Below are 17,963 nucleotides of genomic sequence, written 5' to 3' on the forward strand. Positions count from 1 at the left end.
GATTGCCTGGCGGCCGCGCGGCTGCGCGCCGCAAACCGGTCCGTTCAGGCGGTTTTACTATTTATTGAAGCCGTTAAGGCTAGGTTTAAGGCCGACTTCATGAGTGCCGGTCGGCCTGGAAAAGGCCCGGCATTCCGCCAGGGGCGATCGGGATGGGCACAGCAAGGGCGACTTCCACCGGGAAGTCCGATGTCGCGTTCGCGTTGCTGGCCGCCTTGCTGCTGCTGGCGCTCAATGCCCATGCCGGGTTCCCGCAGCTTGCAAATCCGGCCGGCGACAATGACAGCCTCCTGCAACTGGTCGAGGCCCGCGACCTGCTGGCCGGCCAGGGCTGGTTCGACCTGCACCAGTACAGGATGGGCCCGGAAGGCGGCTTCGTCATGCACTGGTCGCGCCTGCTCGACGCACCGCTGGCGCTGGGCATCCTTGGCGTATCGACGCTGACCGGCAGCACCGTTCTGGCCGAGAGGATCGTACAGATCGTCTGGCCCACCCTGCAGTTCTGGCTCGCGCTTTTCTTCATCCTGCGCGCGGCGCGCGCCTTCGCCGGTGAGCGTGCGGTGCTGCCGGCCGCCGTCGTCGGCGGAGCGGCGCTCTATTACATTGGCATCTTTTCGCCCGGCGCGCTCGACCACCACAACATTCAGCTGATGCTGACACTGGCCAGCCTCGCGCTGCTGCTCGAGGCGCCCGGCCGCCGTGCGGCGGCCTTCGTCGCCGGCGTCTGCGCCACGCTGACATTGGCCATCGGCATGGAAAGCGCGCCCTATGCCGCTACGCTGGGCGCGGTCGTCGCCCTTCTGTTTCTTGGCGGCGGCAACAGCGAAAGGCCGATCGCCAGGGATTTCGGCCTCGGCGTCGCCAGCGTCTCGGCCGCCGTCTTCGTCGCCACGGTTCCCGCCTCTGCCTGGGGCCAGGCCCAGTGCGACACCTTCTCGGTGGCGCAATTCGCGCTCGCCATGCTTGCCGGCGTCGGGCTCGCGGCGATCGCTTGCCTTGATATGGCCAATGCGACGTTGACGCGTCGCCTCGCCTCGCTCGGCCTGCTTGCAGTTGCCCTGGGCGCCGTCATGATCTTTCTGTTTCCGCAATGCCTTGCGGCGCCTTACGCCAACCTCGACCCGCGTCTGCAACAAATGTGGCTCGGCCATATCGAGGAGGCGCAATCGATCTTCCGGCTGGTCCTGGACGACCCTGCCCGGGCGGTGGCCCGCTTCGCCACGCCGCTGGTGGCGATCATCCTGATGGCGCTTCGCTTCCGTCAGGGCGGCTGGCGGCGGCAGGATAGCCTGGTCGGCGCGCTGCTGGTGGTGGCGTTCCTGGTCAGCGCCTGGGAAGTGCGCGGCTCGACCTTCTCCATTGTCTTCGCGGTCATCCCGCTCTCGGCATGGATCGCCAGGTGGCGGCAGCGGGCCGAGAGCAGCCCTTCCGGCGCCACCATGCTCAGGATGGCCGCGGCCTGGCTGATTTCGGTGAACGCCATCTGGTCGGGGGCCGCCGAGGCCGCCTCGAACGCCTTCGAAACCGGCGCGCCCGCCGCGACCGCGGGCATCGACGCGCCCTGCAACAGCAAGGCGTCGTTTTCCACGCTTGCAGCGATGAGCCCCACCACCGTCCTTGCCATCTCCAATCTGGGATCGCCCATCCTCGCCTTCACTGGCCATCGCGCGCTTGCCGGACCCTATCACCGCAACGTGGCCGGAAACCTGCTGGTGTTCGATGCCTTGCTGGGCTCGGCCGCCGACGCCAAAGCCGTCGTTGAAAGCCACCATGTCGGGCTCGTCGCGCTTTGCGCCGGCAATCCAGAAAGCCGGCTGTTCGCTGCGAGCGCGCCGGACGGCTTCCTGGCCGGGCTGATGCGCGGTGATGTGCCGGAATGGCTGGAGCCGGTGGCACAGACCCGTGACGCTCCGCTCGAGCTCTATCGCGTCCGGTTAACCGGCGGCTGATCGGCGCGACAATAGAGGTTTGATACAGTTTACGCGGGCCTTCCGCAGGTATTCTGCGTTCTCCGGGAGCATTGTTCGCGGTCCGGACAGGATTGCGCTGACGCAATTGTATCCGGCTTCGAAAAATCGATTTCCGAGATACGTTTCCTAAAGGGTTTGCTGCCAGTCTCGAAAATAAATTCCGACGTCAAGAAACAGGGACACCGATGCAAACTCCGTTTGGCACCGGTCAGGCAAACAGGGAAAGCACGGATCTGGCCTTCACCGATCCGTTAACCGGGCTTGGCAACCATCGCCGCTTTTTCGACAAGGTGGATCGCCTGATCAGCGACCGCGCCGACGATCCCGCGCCCTTCACCGTCGGCATTCTCGATCTCGACGGCTTCAAGCCGATCAACGACCTGTTCGGCCACAAGGCCGGCGACGACATCCTGATCCAGGTCGCCATGCGGCTGCGCGCCTCGATGGACGGACATTCGACCGTCTGCCGCATCGGTGCCGACGAATTCGCCTTCCTCTATCCGCTGGTGTTCTCGGAAGAGGCCGCGGCGGAGAAATCCCGCATGCTGATCGAGATCCTGTCGGCGCCCTATGATGTCGGCGAACGCACCGCCAGGCTGTCGGCCTCGGTCGGCTGCTCGCTGTTCTATTCCGGCGACGAGACCACCGAGATCCTCATCAACAAGGCCGAAACCGCTCTTTACCATGCCAAGCGCTCCGGCCGTGGCCGGGTCGTCGTCTATACCAGGGAGATGGAGGAGGCGGCCAAGCGCGTCACCCGCATCGAGCAGGCCTTGCGCCGCGCCGTCTCCGCCGGAGAGGTCGAGCCGCATTTCCAGCCCATCGTCGACCTCAACACGCGCCGCACCATCGGCTTCGAGACGCTGGCGCGCTGGACCGACCGCGATCTCGGCGCGGTGCCGCCGACCGTCTTCATCCCCATCGCCGAGGAGCGCGGCATCATCGGCCCACTGTCGCAGCTGGTGCTGCGCAAGGCGACGGAAGCCGCCAAGAGTTGGCCGGCGGATCTGTTTCTGTCCTTCAACCTGTCGCCCTCGCAGCTCGTCGACCAGAACACCGGCCTGCATATACTGGCGATCCTCGACCGCACCGGCTTCGATCCGCGCCGGCTGGAGATCGAGATCACCGAGACCGGCCTGATGAACGATCCGGCTTCGGCCGCGCAGATCGTCGAAGACCTGCGCCGCGTCGGCATCCGCGTCTCGCTCGACGATTTCGGCACCGGCCAGTCCTCGCTCGGCCGCCTGCGCGAATTCCATTTCGACAAGCTCAAGATCGATCGCGCCTTCGTCTCCTCCATTCTCGACGACCGGCCCTCCGAACACATCATCCGCGCCATTCTCGCAATGTGCGAGGGGCTCGGCATGGATGTGGTCGCCGAAGGCATCGAGGAGGAAGCGCAGGCGGACCGCCTGGTTCAGTTCGGCTGTGCCGGCGGGCAGGGCTATCTGTTCGGCAGGCCGGCCGATGCCGACGCCACGCTCGGCTATCTCCGCGATTCGTTCCGCGGCGCCTTGCGCGCCAAGGCGATCTGACAAGCGGCCTCACGGTCCGGACCAGGGCTGCCGGTCGCGCCTTTGGCCGGCGATCCCGACTTTTTGTCAGACATAAGCCGACAAATCCGTCTTTTCGCCCTTGCCCGCGAGGCGTGTCTGGCTAGGATGCGCGCCGGTCAATCCGGGAGACGGAAATCATGATGCCATCGGCGCGTTTTGCCGACCTCGAAGGCGCCTCGGTGCTGATCACCGGCGGCGGCTCCGGCATCGGCGCGGCGCTGACCGAGGGTTTTGTCCGCCAGGGCGCCAAGGTCGCCTTCATCGACATCGCTGAAAAACCCAGCACCGAACTTGCCGACCGCATCGAGAAGGAACTCGGCCGCCGGCCACTTTACCTCAAGGCGGATTTGCGTGACATCGAGGCGCTGCGGGCGGCCGCGGCGAAGGCGGCCGAGGCGCATGGCGACGTCACCGTGCTGATCAACAACGCCGCCTGGGACGAACGCCACGAGGTGGCCGACGTCACCGCAGAATTCTGGGACAACAACCTCGCCATCAACCTGCGGCCGCATTTCTTCACCGCGCAGGCGGTGGCGCCGGGCATGAAACGGGCCGGAGGTGGCTCGATCATCAACTTCACCTCGACCTCCTACCTGATCAACCACCCCGACATGCCGGCCTATACCGCCGCCAAGGCCGGCATCCTCGGTCTCACCAAGGGTCTGGCCGGCAAGCTCGGTCCGGACCGCGTCCGCGTCAACGCCGTGGCGCCGGGCTGGGTGATCACCGAGCGGCAGCAGGAACGCTGGGTGACCGAAGGCGCGCTTGAGGCGCATGTCGCCAAGCAATGCATCAAGGACGTGATGCGGCCCGACGACATGGTCGGCACCGTGCTGTTCCTGGCCTCGGACGCCTCGCGCATGCTGACCGCGCAGATGCTGATCGTCGATGGGGGCTTCCTGTGAGCCCGGGACTTGCCGGCAGCGTTCCCGCCGTCGCGGCGCTGGACTGGGGCACGACCCGGCTCCGGGCCTGGCTGATCGACGCCGGCGGCAAGGTGCTGGCCGAGCGTCGCGGCGACGACGGCCTGATCACAGCGCGCGAAAAGGGCTTTTCGACCGTGCTGGAGGGCCATTTGGCGGCCATGGGTGCGCCCGAGACGCTGCCCGTCATCATTTGCGGCATGGCCGGCTCGCGCCAGGGCTGGATCGAGGCGCCCTATGTCGGCGTGCCGTCGCCGATCGGCGCCATCCTGCGCGGCGCGGCGCGTATCGAGGGCGAGCGCCGCGACATCCGCATCGTGCCGGGCCTCGCCCAGCGCCTGGCCGACGCGCCTGACGTGATGCGGGGCGAGGAAACACAGCTCGCCGGCGCCGGTTTGCCGGCAAAGGGCCGGCATCTCGCCTGTATGCCGGGCACGCATTCGAAATGGGTCGTGGTCGAGGACGGCGTTGTCGCCGGCTTCGGCACATGGCCGACCGGCGAACTGTTCTCGGTGCTCGCCTCGCATTCGATCCTCAAGCATTCGCTGGGTGAGCACCCTGCTCCGGTGACGGCGGATAGCCCATTCTTCCGGCAATGGTGCGAGCGGGCGCTCGGCGAGGGCGGCGACGTCACCTCGAAACTGTTTGCCATCCGCGCCGCCGGGCTCCTGCAGGACCTGAAGGCGCAGGACGCAGCGGCCTGCCTGTCGGGGCTTCTTATCGGCGGCGAGATCGCTTCGGCCAAGCGCCGTTATGGCGCCGGCGATGCTCCGGTCGTGCTGATCGCCTCGGGCGCTCTCGCCTCGCTCTATGCGGCCGCGCTCGACCTTGCAGGGCTTGCCTTGCGCGCCGTCGACGCGGATGAAGCGGTGCGCGCCGGCTTGATCGAGGCAGCGCGCGAGAACGGCATGATCCCCAGAACCGGAGCCTTGGCATGACCGAGACCGCAGCCTTTCCAAAGCTCAAGCGCGGGCTGGTCGCCATCTTGCGCGGCCTGAAAGCCGCCGATGCGATCGCCATGGGGCAGGCGTTGTTCGATGCCGGTATCGAGGCCATCGAAGTGCCGCTCAACTCGCCCCAACCCTTCTCGTCGATCGCCAGGATTGTCGAAGTGCTGCCGAAAACGGCCTTGGTCGGCGCCGGCACGGTGCTGACGGCCGCCGATGTCGACGGCCTGCACAAGGCCGGCGGGCGGCTCCTGGTCAGCCCCAACATCGATGCCGAAGTGATGGCGCGCGCCAGGCATTACGGCATGGTGACCATGCCCGGCGTGTTCACCCCGACCGAGGCCTTCCAGGCGATCCGGCTGGGCGCCTCGGCGCTGAAATTCTTTCCGGCGAGCGCGCTCGGTGCATCAGGCATATCAGCCATCCGCGCGGTGCTGCCGGCGCAGACGCTGGTTGGCGCCGTCGGCGGCGTTTCGGAAAAGGATTTCGCTGCCTACAAGGCGGTTGGCGTCACGGTCTTCGGGCTTGGCTCCAGCCTGTTCAAGCCGGGCATGAGCGTCGACGACGTGGCCGCGCGCGCGCAGGCGGCCGTCGCTACCTGGGATGCGGTGTTCGGAGACGCAGGATGAATGAAGCGCTCGTTTCGGTTTTTTCCGATCATGTCTGCCAGCTCGGTGAGGGGCCGAGCTACGATCCCGCCACCGATGCGCTGTTCTGGTTCGACATCGTCAACGGCCAGCTTCTGGAAAAGCAGCTGTCGGGCGGTGCCACCAAGGTCCATGAGCTCGGCCAGATGGCCAGCGCCATCGCCGTCATCGACGACAAGCGCCAGCTGATCGCCACCGAAACCGGGCTTTTTGTCCGCGACGTCGCGACCGGCAAGATGACGCTGCACACACAGATCGAAGCCGACAATCGGGTCACCCGCTCCAATGATGCCCGTGTTCATCCCTGCGGTGCCTTCTGGGTCGGCACCATGGGCAAGGGCGAGGAAAAGGGCGCGGGCTCGATCTACTGGTTTTTCAAGGGCGAACTGCGTCGCCTGTTTTCCGACATCACAGTGACCAACTCCATCTGTTTTTCCGAGGATGGCGCGCTCGCCTACTACACCGACACTTCGACCGGATTGCTGATGCGCGTCGCCTGCGACCCCGCCACCGGCCTGCCCGCCGGCGAACCGAAAGTCTTCGTCGATCACCGCGCGGCCAAGGGCTATGTCGACGGCTCGGTGCTCGACCGCGACGGCATTTTGTGGAATGCCGTCTGGGGCGGCAGCGTCATCGAGGCCTATGGCCCTGACGGCAAGCTCGTGCGCACCGTCGCCATGCCGGTGACGCAGCCCTCCTGTCCGGCCTTCGTCGGCGCCAAGGCCGACCGGCTGGCGGTCACCTCGGCCTGGTCGGGCAAGAACGAGAAGCAGCGCCTGCTCGACCTGCAGGGCGGCATGACCTTCCTGCTCGACATTCCCGTCAACGGCCGCCTCGAGCCGCGCGTGCTGATCGCCTGAATTGGGAGCGTCATTTCGGCCCGCATGCCGCGCTGTCGCGCAGGCGTCCGGCGCAAGTCGGTTTCCCGAAAGCCTGAGCCCTGAGCCATGCGATGGTGGGCGCCTCGCAAAGTTCGGAAACCGGTCGTCTCATGCCCAGCCCCAGAAAGCTCATCCTCGTCCACGAACCGGAGAAAGCCTGCCTCGAGCGGCTGATCGCTGCGGGTTATCCAAGCGCACGCGCGCTCGAAATCTCGTCATACCTGGCGCAGTCGACCGATCTCGCTCCTGAATTCGATGCGATCGCCGAGGCTTGCCGGGCGCGCGGCCTGTCCTTCGCGCCGGTGATGCTCGACGATGCCGCCGGCGTCCTTGCCGGCGAGGATCCCGAAGCGGTCCTGGTCTGGACGCTGACCGACGGCATCGCCTATTTCCGCGGCGGCGCGGCACCGGCCTTGGCGAGACTTGGCGGATTCGACACGGTTGGCGCCGACGATTCCCTGTTCGCGCTGTGCCAGGACAAGTTCCGCTCCGGCGCCGTGCTCGGCGCGCTCGGCCTGCCGGTGCCGCAGGCCGGCCTTGCCCGCGACGGAAAATGGCTGGTCGAGCCGCCGGCCTCGGCCAAGGGCTGGTTCGTCAAGCCGAACCGGCTCGGCGCCAAGATCGGCATCTGGCCGGATTCGCGCGTCGCGGATCTCGACCACGCGCTCGAACTCAGCCGGCGGGTCTTTGCCGCCTATCGCGACGATGTCGTCGTCCAGCCCTATGTCGCCGGCCGCAATGTGCGCGCCAGTTTCCTGGGACTGACACCGAGGACCGGCGTCGAGGCACTCGGCGTCGCCTTCGTTGATTCCGGCGGCGATTTCCAGACCATGGCCGACAGCCTGGCGCTCTACGGTGAAACCGGCGAGGCAGCCAAAGCCACGGGACAGTATGCCGAGCCGGACCTTGTGCCGGTGGCGGACAGCCAGCCGGCCGCCGATGCAAGGATCAGGGAGATCGCATCGCGGCTGATGAGCGGGCTCGGCTTGCGCGACGTGTTTTCGATCGACCTGCGTGTCGAGCCCGACGACACGGTCCATCTCATCGAATTCGAGGTCTGCCCCGGCCTGCCGTGCTTCGATTTCCGTGCCTATTGCCGGCAGCAATGGGACCTGACCCTTGCCGAGGCAATGGCCGAAACCGCAGCCAGCCGCCTTGCCGGCTGACACCATCGCTGCCAGGCTCCGCGCCATTGCCGGCCCCGCCGGCGGTTGGCCTAACCCCTTGTTTTGACGCGGTTCCCGGAGGGAAAACCGGTTCACACTTCCCCTGGAACTGCTTTAGTATCGGCCATCGACCCCAGCGAAGGCCGCGCGATGAACACGACGCTAGTCAATCCTGAAACCCTCCACCACCACATCAGGCGCATGGCCGGGCGCGATCCGCATGAAGCGCATCGCGTCGCAACGCCGCTCGAACTCCTGTTTGACCTGACCTTCGTCACCGCCTTCAGCTTCGCCTCCTCGCAACTTGCCCATGCGCTGGCCGAGGGGCATTACACGGCAGCGCTGCTCGGCTTTGCCTTCGCCAGCTTCGCCATCTGCTGGGCCTGGATCAACTTTTCCTGGTTCTCTTCCGCCTACGACACCGACGACTGGGTCTTCCGGCTCATCACCATGGTGCAGATGATCGGCGTGCTGGTGCTGGCTGTCGGCCTGCCGCGCATGTTCGCCTCCATCGAGCATGGCGAACACCTCGACAATTCGGTGATGGTGTTCGGCTACGTCATCATGCGCGTCGCCATGATCGTCCAATGGCTGCGCGCGGCACGGCAGGATCCTTCCCGGCGCGGCATTTGCCTGACCTATGTCGTGGCCATTGCCATCGCCCAGATCGGCTGGGTGGTGCAGATCCTTTTCGACTTCCCGGTGGGGACCAGCATCGTTCTGGCCATCATCCTGCTTCTGATCGAGCTGGCCGGACCGGTGATCGCCGAACGCAGGCATGGCGGCACGCCATGGCATGCCCACCACATGGCCGAGCGCTACAGCCTGTTTGCCATCATCGCGCTCGGCGAAGGCGTCGTCGGCACGCTGGCGAGCCTGTCGGCCGTGGTCGAGGAGCAAGGCTGGTCGCTCGACGCCGCCCTGGTCTGCATTGCCGGCACCGGGCTCACCTTCGGCATGTGGTGGGTGTACTACATGCTGCCCTCGGCGCCGGTGCTTCATGCCCACCGCAACCGGGCCTTCGTCTGGGGCTATGGCCAGATGCTGATCGTCGCTGCCATCGTGGCGACCGGCGCGGGCCTGCATGTCGCGGCCTATTTCATCGAGCACAAGGCCCATATCGGCCCGCTGGCGACGCTGCTTGCCACCGCAATTCCCGTCGCCGTTTTCCTGGCGGCGGTCTATGCGCTCTATACCTACCTGGTCCGGCGCTTCGACCCGTTCCACATCTGGCTGCTGCTGGCGACGGCGGCGGTGGTCGTCCTTGCCATTTTCGCCGCGGTCGCCGGTGTCGACATGGCCATCTGCCTGGTCATCCTGATGCTGGCGCCGGCCGTCACCGTGGTCGGCTATGAAGCGCTCGGGCACCGCCACCAGGCGCAAGCGCTGGCGACTGACGAGCGTCCGGCATGATTTCATCGGGGAAAGCGCGCGGCGCTTTCCCCGGGAAATGCGCCAAAACAGAGGGATGGAGCCGTTCGCCGATTCCGTGAAGCGTTGAACGGATCTAAATGCCTTCCACCAGCACGATCTCGCCGTCGGCGACCTTCTGGCGAATCGTCACCGCGTGCTGATATTCCGGCGAGTGGTAGCAGTCATGCGCCGCGGCCAGCGACGGAAACTCGATGACGACGTTGCGGGCGCGACCGGGCCCTTCGGCCTTCTCATGCTCGCCGCCGCGCGCCAGGAACTTGGCGCCGAAGCGTTCGAAGGCGGGTTTGGCGGCAGCAACATAATCCTTGTAGCCTTCGGCGTCGCGTACATCGACGCGGGCGATCCAGTATCCCTTGGGCATTTTCTGTCTCCGAAATCGTTGTCTGGAAATTATGCCGAACGCATCTCATCGAGGATGGCTTCAGCCGCTGCCCGCCTGTTCGCGGCGGCCACGATCGGACGGCCGACGACGAGATGGCTGGAACCGTTGCGGATCGCCTGCGCCGGCGCCACCACGCGCTTCTGGTCGCCATGGTCGCTGCCCGCCGGCCGGATGCCCGGCGTCACCACCGCCATGTCGGGCCCGACGATGCGGCGCACCGCCTCGGCTTCCGCCGCAGAGCAGACAATGCCGCCCATGCCGGCATGCAGCGCCTGTTCGGAGCGCCTGAGCACCAGCGTGTGCGGGTCGTATTCATAGCCGACATCGATCATGTCCTGCTCGTCCATCGAGGTCAGCACGCTGACGGCGAGCAGGCAAAGGTCGCTGCCCCGGGCCGCTTCCACCGCCGCGCGCATCGCCTTGGGATAGGCATGGACGGTGAGCATGGTCATGCCCATCCTGACGATGTTCTCGACGCCCTTGGCCACCGTGTGGTCGATGTCGAGCAGCTTCATGTCGAGGAAGATCTTCGTGCCGCCGCTGGCCAGTTCCCTGGCGAAGTCGAGCCCGCCGGCGAAGGCCAGCTGATAGCCGATCTTGTAGAAGGAGACGAGGCCATCGAGCTGGCGCACCGCTTGCTCGGCCTCCTTCACCGTGGGCACGTCGAGACCCACGATCAGCCTTTCCTGGATGGACTGGGCCTGGATGCCGATCACGCTTCGATCCGGGTCGACAGCATGCGCGAGGTTTCGATCAGCGTGCGGCATAGGTGCTCCATCGATGTGTGCAGTCTTTCGTCACGGAAATTGCCATCGCCGTCGAAGGCGTCGCCGCCGTCCGGCACCGAGCACTCCGCCGTCACCACCTCCATCTGGCAACGCACCAGCACGGCGCGCAGATGGTTGATGCAACGTATGCCGGCGAAATGGCCGTTGGAGGACGAGCAGAGCCCGGCGACCTTGCCGGCCAGCGGCCGGACCGGCCTGCCGCCATCCCGGCGCACGCGGCTCACCCAGTCGATCGTGTTCTTGAGCAGCGGTGGGATCGAGCCGTTATATTCCGGCGTGGCGATCAGCACCCCGTCATAGGCTGAAATCAGGCGGCCGAGCTTCACCGCGTTTTCGGGAACACCCTTTTCCCGTTCGAGGTCCTCGTCCAGGATCGGCAAGGGATAGTCGGCGAGCGAAATGCGGGTCGCCTCGGCGCCTTGCAGCGCCAGTTCCTTAAGCGCGGCGTCGGCGGTCCTGCCGCTATAGGCGCCGGCCCGGATCGATCCGGCAAAGACGAGGATTCTCGGGATCACTGCCATTGGCCAACCTTGTTCCCGGACAGGTACAGCCAAGGGCGGCTCAAATCAACGCCAACTTCGTCATCCCTGGGCGAAGCAGGAGCGAAGCTCCGTCGCGGAGACCCTGGGATCCATTCCGTGACCTTGGCGGTGGGGTGCCGTGGGGCAGAATTCTGCACCGCAGTGGCGGCCCAGAGGTCCCCGCATGGATCCCTTGGGCTGCAGAGCAGCTCCAGGGGTCTGCGCCGCGTCGCTTCGCTCCTCGCTCCGCCCGTGGATGACGAAATGGTGGGCGAACGGCGCCGCGCGAGAAACTAATGCGCTCCGCGCCGGTAGATCCAAAGCCGGGTCGGCGGGATGTTGCGGATGATGAAGTCGAAATGCTCGACCGTGTAGTCGCCGCGCCCGGGCGGGATTGGCGACATCGGGCCGTAGGTGAGCTGCACGATCGGGCGCCCGGCCGGAATGCGGTCGAGCAGGCTCTCGATATAGGCGATGCGCTGGGCGACCGGGAAATTGAGCAGCGGAACGCCCGAAACGACGGAATCGAACACCATCCCGCGCCGCTCGCCGAGCGTGGCATTGAGGTTGAAGGCGTCACCCTCGATGACATTGACGCCTGGATAGAGGCGGCGCAGATGGCGCACGAAATCCGTGGAATATTCGACCGCGTAGAGGTTCTCGGGCCGCACGCCCTGGGCCAGGATGGCGCGGGTGATGACGCCGGTGCCGGGGCCGACCTCGAGCACGGGCAGGCCGGACTTCGGATTGACGATCGAGGCCATCTTGCGGGCGGTGACCGAACTGGTCGGAACGATCGAACCGACGGTCTTGGGCTTGTCGATCCAGCCCCGGAAGAATTTGAGTTCGTCGTCGAATCTCTCGGCGAGCGTCTTCCGCAGTCCGTGACCACGTGTCATGCAAGCTCTCCTCAACGCTCCCCGCAAACTACTTAACACCTGCTTGACGCAAGGCAAGGAGCGGCCCTGCCGATGTCGTGGATAAGACAGATTTCGTCGCGCCTAAAAAGCGTTGCTCCAAGACCGAAGCGATGGGTCAGCGCTCGCCGAAGGATTCGAAGAAGTCCTTCATGCGCGCGAAGAACCCGCTCGATTGGGGCGAATTGTCCTGCGAGGAGAGCTGTTCGAACTCCTCCAGCAGTTCGCGCTGGCGGCGCGACAGATTCTGCGGCGTTTCGACCGCGGTCTGGATGTAGAGATCGCCGACATTGGGCTGGCGCAGCACCGGCATGCCCTTGCCCTTGAGGCGGAACTGGCGGCCGTTCTGCGTGCCCTCGGTCACTTTCACCTTGGTCTGGGTGCCGTCGAGCGTCGTCACTTCGAACGAGCCGCCAAGGGCCGCCGTCGTCATCGAGATCGGCACCTTGCAGTAGAGATCGGCGCCATCGCGCTGGAAGAATTCATGCGGCTTCACCGCCAGGAAGATATAGAGGTCGCCCGATGGCCCGCCGCGCAAGCCGGCCTCGCCCTCATTGGCAAGCCGGATGCGGGTGCCGTCCTCAATGCCGGCCGGAATGTTGACCGACAGCGAGCGTTCCTCGGTGACGCGGCCCTGGCCGGCGCATTTCGGGCACGGATCCTTGATGGTCTGGCCGCGGCCCTGGCATTGCGGGCAGGTTCGCTCGATCGAGAAGAAGCCCTGCGTGGCGCGCACCTTGCCGTGGCCGTTGCACATCGAGCAGGTGGCGGGCTGGGTGCCTGGCTTGGCGCCGGTCCCCGAGCATTCCGAGCAGGAGATCGATGCCGGCACGCGGATTTGCGCGGTCTTTCCCGCGAAGGCCTCTTCCAGCGAGATTTCCATGTTGTAGCGCAGGTCGGCGCCACGCTCGCGACCACCCGAGGAGCGGCGCTGCCGCCCGCCCATCATGTCGCCGAAAATGTCCTCGAAGATATCGGCGAAGCCGCCGGCGCCAAAGCCTTGCGCGCCGCCATTCATGCCGCCCTGCTCGAAGGCGGCGTGGCCGAAACGGTCATAGGCCGCGCGCTTCTGCGGGTCCTTCAGCGTCTCGTAGGCTTCGTTGATTTCCTTGAACTTGTGCTCGCAGGAATGATCGCCGGGGTTGCGGTCGGGATGGAACTGCATGGCGAGCTTGCGGAAAGCACTCTTGAGCTCCTTGTCGTCGGCGCCCTTCTGGACGCCCAGCGTTTCGTAGAAATCAGCTTTCATTTTTTCCCGCTGTCCGGATGCTCAACGTCTTGGTGCATTGTCGCGTCGTTTGCCGGCACGTCGTTTCGATTTAGGATCGGTGCCGGCCGGATGCCAGTGCTGGCGTGCGTCTGTCCGGGTTTTTCTGTCATTTTTTTCGGCCGGGTTGCAAAAAAGCCCGGCTTTGCGCCGGGCTTCTTGCTTTATCTTGCCAACAAGTGGCTCAGGCCGACTTCTTCTTGTCGTCGTCCTCGTCGATTTCCTCGAAATCGGCGTCGACCACGTCGGAATCCTTGGCGGCATCGGCCTTGGCGTCGGCTTCCGCCGCTTCTTTCTGCGAGGCCTCGTACATGGCCTGGCCGAGCTTCATCGAAGCTTCGGCGAGCGCCTGGGACTTGGCTTCGATATCGGCCGCGTCGTCGCCTTCGGCAGCGGTCTTCAGCGCCGCGATCGCGTCGGCGATTGCCTTACGGTCGGCTTCCGAAACCTTGTCGCCATATTCCTTCAGCGACTTCTCGGAAGAATGCACCAGAGCCTCGGCCTGGTTGCGGGCTTCGACAAGGCCACGCCGCTTCTTGTCGGTCTCGGCATTGGCCTCGGCGTCCTTGACCATCTTCTCGATGTCGGCGTCCGAAAGGCCGCCAGAAGCCTGGATGCGGATCTGGTGCTCCTTGCCGGTGCCCTTGTCCTTGGCCGAAACGTTGACGATGCCGTTGGCGTCGATGTCGAAGGTGACCTCGATCTGCGGCACGCCGCGCGGCGCCGGCGGGATGCCGACCAGGTCGAACTGGCCGAGCGCCTTGTTGTCGGCGGCCATTTCGCGCTCGCCCTGGAAGACGCGGATGGTCACGGCCGACTGACTGTCTTCAGCGGTCGAGAACACCTGGCTCTTCTTGGTCGGGATCGTCGTGTTGCGTTCGATCAGCCGGGTGAACACGCCGCCCAGCGTCTCGATGCCGAGCGACAGCGGCGTCACGTCGAGCAGCAGCACGTCCTTGACGTCGCCCTGCAGCACGCCGGCCTGGATGGCGGCGCCGAGCGCGACGACCTCATCCGGGTTGACGCCCTTGTGCGGCTCCTTGCCGAAGAACTGCTTCACGATCTCCTGGATCTTGGGCATGCGGGTCATGCCGCCGACCAGGACGACCTCGTCGATCTCGCCGGCCTTCAGGCCCGCATCCTTGAGCGCCGCCTTGCAGGGCTCGATGGTGCGCTGGACGAGATCCTCGACCAGGCTTTCGAACTTGGCGCGCGTCAGCTTCAGCGTCAGGTGCTTCGGGCCGGTCGCGTCGGCGGTGATGAAGGGCAGGTTGATTTCGGTCTGCGTCGTCGACGACAGTTCGATCTTGGCCTTCTCAGCCGCTTCCTTGAGGCGCTGCAGGGCAAGCTTGTCGTTCTTCAGGTCGATGCCCTGTTCCTTCTTGAACTCGGCCGCCAGGTATTCGACCAGGCGCATGTCGAAATCCTCGCCGCCGAGGAAGGTGTCGCCGTTGGTCGACTTCACCTCGAACACGCCGTCGCCGATTTCCAGCACCGAAATGTCGAACGTGCCGCCGCCAAGGTCATAGACGGCGATGGTCTTGCCGTCCTTCTTGTCGAGGCCGTAGGCGAGTGCCGCGGCCGTCGGCTCGTTGATGATGCGCAGCACTTCCAGGCCGGCGATCTTGCCGGCGTCCTTGGTGGCCTGGCGCTGGGCGTCGTTGAAATAGGCCGGAACGGTGATGACGGCCTTCTCGACCTTTTCGCCGAGATAGGCTTCAGCCGTTTCCTTCATCTTCTGCAGGATCATGGCCGAGATCTGGCTGGGCGACTGCTTCTTGCCGCCGGCCTCGACCCAGGCATCGCCATTGTCGCCCTTGACGATCTTGTAGGGGACAAGCTTCTTGTCCTTCTCCGTCACCGGATCGTCATAGCGGCGGCCGATCAGGCGCTTGACCGCGAAGATGGTGTTTTCAGGGTTGGTGACAGCCTGGCGCTTGGCCGGCTGGCCGACGAGACGTTCGCCGTCGCCCGAAATGGCGACGATGGAAGGCGTCGTGCGCGCGCCTTCCGCATTCTCGATCACCTTGGGTTCCTTGCCATCCATGATGGCGATGCAGGAATTTGTGGTGCCGAGGTCGATACCGATTACTTTTGCCATTGTTCTAGTCTCTCCGCTAAGCAGGCTTTCAGGACCCGTGAAGGCGTTCCGTCGAAAGCCCCTGTTCACAAGAAATCCCGTACGGCGACCGGGGTTCCGGCGCCGCACGGCTTGGCGCGTATATAAGAACAGGCGGCATCGGGCGCAAGCATTCTGCGCAAGGCTTCCGTGAACCTTTCCACCGCTGTCGGCGACTGAGGTCCAGGCGCCGCATGGTGCGGGCCGGAAAGGAAGCCCCATGACCAGGAACCCAGAGACGCTCAGGTCTCCGGGAATGACGGGAGTTCGGCGCGGCCATCGCCTTCGGGACGGTGTCGATGCGCTGGGCTTCCCGTTGATTCCGTTGACCCTGCACAAGAGCAGGCGTATCGTGAAAGTGAGGAAAGCAGACAATTCGATCAGGGAAGAACGTGCCGGAACACCGCGCCTTGCCCTGATTTGCGCGGCGACGCCGGCCGGTCCTCCCGTGGCTAACGGGGGTGGCTTCATGTCTCGCGTCCGCGGCACTGTCGTATCTTCTTTCAGCGGCGGCATCCGGCATGCGGCGTCCGCCGGAGGCGGATTGCTGGCGCTGGCGCTCACCGCCGGCCTGTGGCTTGGCGGCGCTGCCAATGCGCAGGACAGCCAGACCCAGATCATCTATCCCGGTTCGATGGCGGTCACCGGCTTTCCCGGCACCGTCATCCCCAATTTCGATCAGGGCTTGCCGCCCGGCGTCGATCCGGTCGACGAGACCTTCATCGACACCTCGCGCGCCAGCCTGCGCGTCTTCGACGTTTCCAACCTGGGCGGCCCGGCGTCCGGCCAGCTCGTCTTCACGCCGCCTCCTTTCGAGGTGACGGCAGGCCAGATCGGCGAGGTCTTCGGCCTCACCTATGACGATGGCGTGCGCGACGGTGTCGCGTCGGGCGTTCCCAATCTCTATGCCGCGGCGACCTCGCTGCACGGCGTCGAGATCGTCGCACCCGACAATGACAATGACGGCAGGCCGGAACGGCTGCGCCGCGGCGCGGCCAACGCGACGTTCATGGAAGGCCAGTTCGGCACTGAGAACGGCGGCGGCCCGGGCACCATCTGGAAGATCGACGGCATCACCGGCGCCGTTTCCAAATTCGCCGACATCGACACCAACAGCGGTCCCGGCATCGGCAACATCACCTTCGATCCCGTCCACCGCCAGTTCTTCGCCTCCGATCTCGACACCGGGCTGGTCCATCGCATCGACGCCGGCGGCAAGCTGATCGACACGTTCGATCATGGCGTTGCCGGGCGCCCGGCGCATGGGCTCGCTCCCGTCGCCGACGACGGCGCCGTCATGGACATCAAAGGCGCCGCCTTCGACACCGAAGACCCCGAGACCTGGGGTTACACCCAGGACGAGCGCCGCGTCTGGGCCGTCTCCTACCATGGCGGCCGGCTCTATTATTCGGTCGGCGAAAAGGCCGAGATCTGGTCGGTAGGCATTGCCCGCGACGGCAGCTTCGCCGGCGATCCGCGCTGGGAGCTGACGGTCAAGGCCGACAAGGACTACGCTGTCACCGACATCGCCTTCGACAACAGCGGCTTCATGTATCTCGCCCAGCGCGGCCCGCTCGAAAACCGCTATGATTACAGCCGTTTCGCCGATTCCGGCAAAGGCGAGCTGATCCGCTACTGGCACGAGAATCCCGACGATCCGGCGACGGAATCGGCCTGGGTGCAGGTGCCGCAGGAATATGCGGTCGGCTTCCCGCAAGGCAACCGGCAGTCGGCCGGCGGCGTCGACCTGCAATATGGCTATGACGCCGACGGCAATCTCGACACCTCCGTCTGCACCCAGACAGTGGTCAACACCGGCGACAAACTGCGCGACAATCCTGAACTCGCCGACAAGCTTGCGGCTGGCGGCCCGCTCGCCGTGCATGGCGTTCAGATCACGCCCAAGGACCTGGTCAAGCCGGCCAACGTCCCGCCTTTCGGCTCCTGGTTCGTCGATTTCGACGGGTACTTCGAGGATCCGGAAGTGGAAGGTCATGTCGGCGATGTCAGGGTCTGGCATCCCTGCGAGGGCCGCGCCGGCTACTACGAGGAAATCCCGGGCGGCTACCTGCCTCCCTTCTATCCGCCTGATTTCCCGCCCCCCGGCAATCTGCCTCCCTGTCTCGATGTCCAGGACGTGCAGTATTTCTGCACGCCGCGCGGGCTCGAGGCCGATCTCTATCTCCATGACCATTCAGGCTTCGGCGGCGATTCGATCAAGGCTCAGTCGAGGACGCCAGGCGTCGGGGTGACGACACCCATGACGCATGCGCCCGGCGCGCCTTACACGATCAACATCACCGGCCACTATCCGGGCGACAGGGTTGATGTCGGGCTCTGCTTCTACAGGAAGTCCGACAAGGACAAGGGTGGTTACTACCCTTGCTGCAAGATGACCTTGCCGCTCCGTACCCCAGCCGTCAGCTGCGAACGTTGAGGAGGCAA

The 17,963-nt window shown here is 65.4% G+C and carries 15 protein-coding genes; 9 read left to right on the top strand and 6 right to left on the bottom strand.

Features of this window, described 5'->3' with window-relative positions:
* Positions 1-152 precede the first annotated feature (152 nt).
* From FFS37_RS12550 to FFS37_RS12585, 8 genes are all read left to right on the top strand, one after another.
* Positions 153-1,949, top strand: coding sequence for a GtrA family protein (locus FFS37_RS12550; RefSeq protein ID WP_137931276.1), 1,797 nt, complete (start codon positions 153-155; stop codon positions 1,947-1,949).
* A gap of 206 nt (positions 1,950-2,155) precedes the next feature.
* On the top strand, positions 2,156-3,505 hold the full coding sequence (locus FFS37_RS12555; RefSeq protein WP_137931277.1) for a putative bifunctional diguanylate cyclase/phosphodiesterase: 1,350 nt from the start codon (positions 2,156-2,158) through the stop codon (positions 3,503-3,505).
* Positions 3,506-3,663: 158 nt separating this feature from the next.
* Positions 3,664-4,431: an SDR family NAD(P)-dependent oxidoreductase gene (locus FFS37_RS12560; protein ID WP_137931278.1), complete on the top strand. Its 768-nt coding sequence runs from the start codon at positions 3,664-3,666 to the stop codon at positions 4,429-4,431.
* Positions 4,428-5,387 carry a 2-dehydro-3-deoxygalactonokinase gene (locus FFS37_RS12565; RefSeq protein ID WP_137931279.1) on the top strand — a complete coding sequence of 320 codons (960 nt, stop codon included), beginning with the start codon at positions 4,428-4,430 and terminating at the stop codon, positions 5,385-5,387. Before FFS37_RS12560 ends, FFS37_RS12565 begins: the two co-directional genes overlap by 4 nt.
* On the top strand, positions 5,384-6,025 hold the full coding sequence (locus tag FFS37_RS12570; RefSeq protein WP_137931280.1) for a 2-dehydro-3-deoxy-6-phosphogalactonate aldolase: 642 nt from the start codon (positions 5,384-5,386) through the stop codon (positions 6,023-6,025). The genes FFS37_RS12565 and FFS37_RS12570 overlap by 4 nt, the downstream gene beginning before the upstream one ends.
* The gene (locus FFS37_RS12575) at positions 6,022-6,903 is read left to right on the top strand and encodes an SMP-30/gluconolactonase/LRE family protein (RefSeq protein WP_137931281.1); all 882 of its coding nucleotides are present in this window, start codon (positions 6,022-6,024) and stop codon (positions 6,901-6,903) included. Before FFS37_RS12570 ends, FFS37_RS12575 begins: the two co-directional genes overlap by 4 nt.
* A gap of 131 nt (positions 6,904-7,034) precedes the next feature.
* The gene (locus FFS37_RS12580; protein ID WP_137931282.1) at positions 7,035-8,090 is read left to right on the top strand and encodes a D-alanine--D-alanine ligase family protein; all 1,056 of its coding nucleotides are present in this window, start codon (positions 7,035-7,037) and stop codon (positions 8,088-8,090) included.
* Positions 8,091-8,240: 150 nt separating this feature from the next.
* Positions 8,241-9,503, top strand: a complete 1,263-nt coding sequence (locus tag FFS37_RS12585) for a low temperature requirement protein A (RefSeq protein WP_210240453.1) — start codon at positions 8,241-8,243, stop codon at positions 9,501-9,503.
* 94 nt (positions 9,504-9,597) lie between these two features.
* Here the strand turns inward: FFS37_RS12585 and FFS37_RS12590 are convergent, their stop codons facing one another.
* From FFS37_RS12590 to dnaK, 6 genes are all read right to left on the bottom strand, one after another.
* Positions 9,598-9,885, bottom strand: coding sequence for a DUF1330 domain-containing protein (locus FFS37_RS12590; RefSeq protein ID WP_137931283.1), 288 nt, complete (start codon positions 9,883-9,885; stop codon positions 9,598-9,600).
* A gap of 29 nt (positions 9,886-9,914) precedes the next feature.
* Positions 9,915-10,622 (bottom strand): orotidine-5'-phosphate decarboxylase, encoded by a 708-nt coding sequence (pyrF, locus tag FFS37_RS12595; RefSeq protein ID WP_232375639.1) that lies wholly within the window; start codon positions 10,620-10,622, stop codon positions 9,915-9,917.
* Positions 10,619-11,215 (bottom strand): NADPH-dependent FMN reductase, encoded by a 597-nt coding sequence (locus FFS37_RS12600; protein ID WP_137931284.1) that lies wholly within the window; start codon positions 11,213-11,215, stop codon positions 10,619-10,621. The genes pyrF and FFS37_RS12600 overlap by 4 nt, the downstream gene beginning before the upstream one ends.
* Positions 11,216-11,508: 293 nt before the next feature.
* Positions 11,509-12,114 (bottom strand): phospholipid N-methyltransferase PmtA, encoded by a 606-nt coding sequence (gene pmtA / locus FFS37_RS12605; protein WP_137931285.1) that lies wholly within the window; start codon positions 12,112-12,114, stop codon positions 11,509-11,511.
* Positions 12,115-12,250: 136 nt separating this feature from the next.
* On the bottom strand, positions 12,251-13,381 hold the full coding sequence (gene dnaJ, locus FFS37_RS12610) for a molecular chaperone DnaJ (protein WP_137931286.1): 1,131 nt from the start codon (positions 13,379-13,381) through the stop codon (positions 12,251-12,253).
* A 202-nt stretch (positions 13,382-13,583) separates the two neighbouring features.
* Positions 13,584-15,500 (bottom strand): molecular chaperone DnaK, encoded by a 1,917-nt coding sequence (gene dnaK / locus FFS37_RS12615; RefSeq protein WP_137931287.1) that lies wholly within the window; start codon positions 15,498-15,500, stop codon positions 13,584-13,586.
* A gap of 487 nt (positions 15,501-15,987) precedes the next feature.
* On the opposite strand from dnaK, the gene FFS37_RS12620 reads away from it, so the two are divergent.
* Positions 15,988-17,955, top strand: a complete 1,968-nt coding sequence (locus tag FFS37_RS12620; RefSeq protein WP_137931288.1) for an NHL repeat-containing protein — start codon at positions 15,988-15,990, stop codon at positions 17,953-17,955.
* The last annotated feature ends 8 nt before the right edge of the window (positions 17,956-17,963 follow it).

It is taken from the genome of Mesorhizobium comanense (genome assembly GCF_005503535.1).
GTDB lineage: Bacteria > Pseudomonadota > Alphaproteobacteria > Rhizobiales > Rhizobiaceae > Mesorhizobium > Mesorhizobium comanense.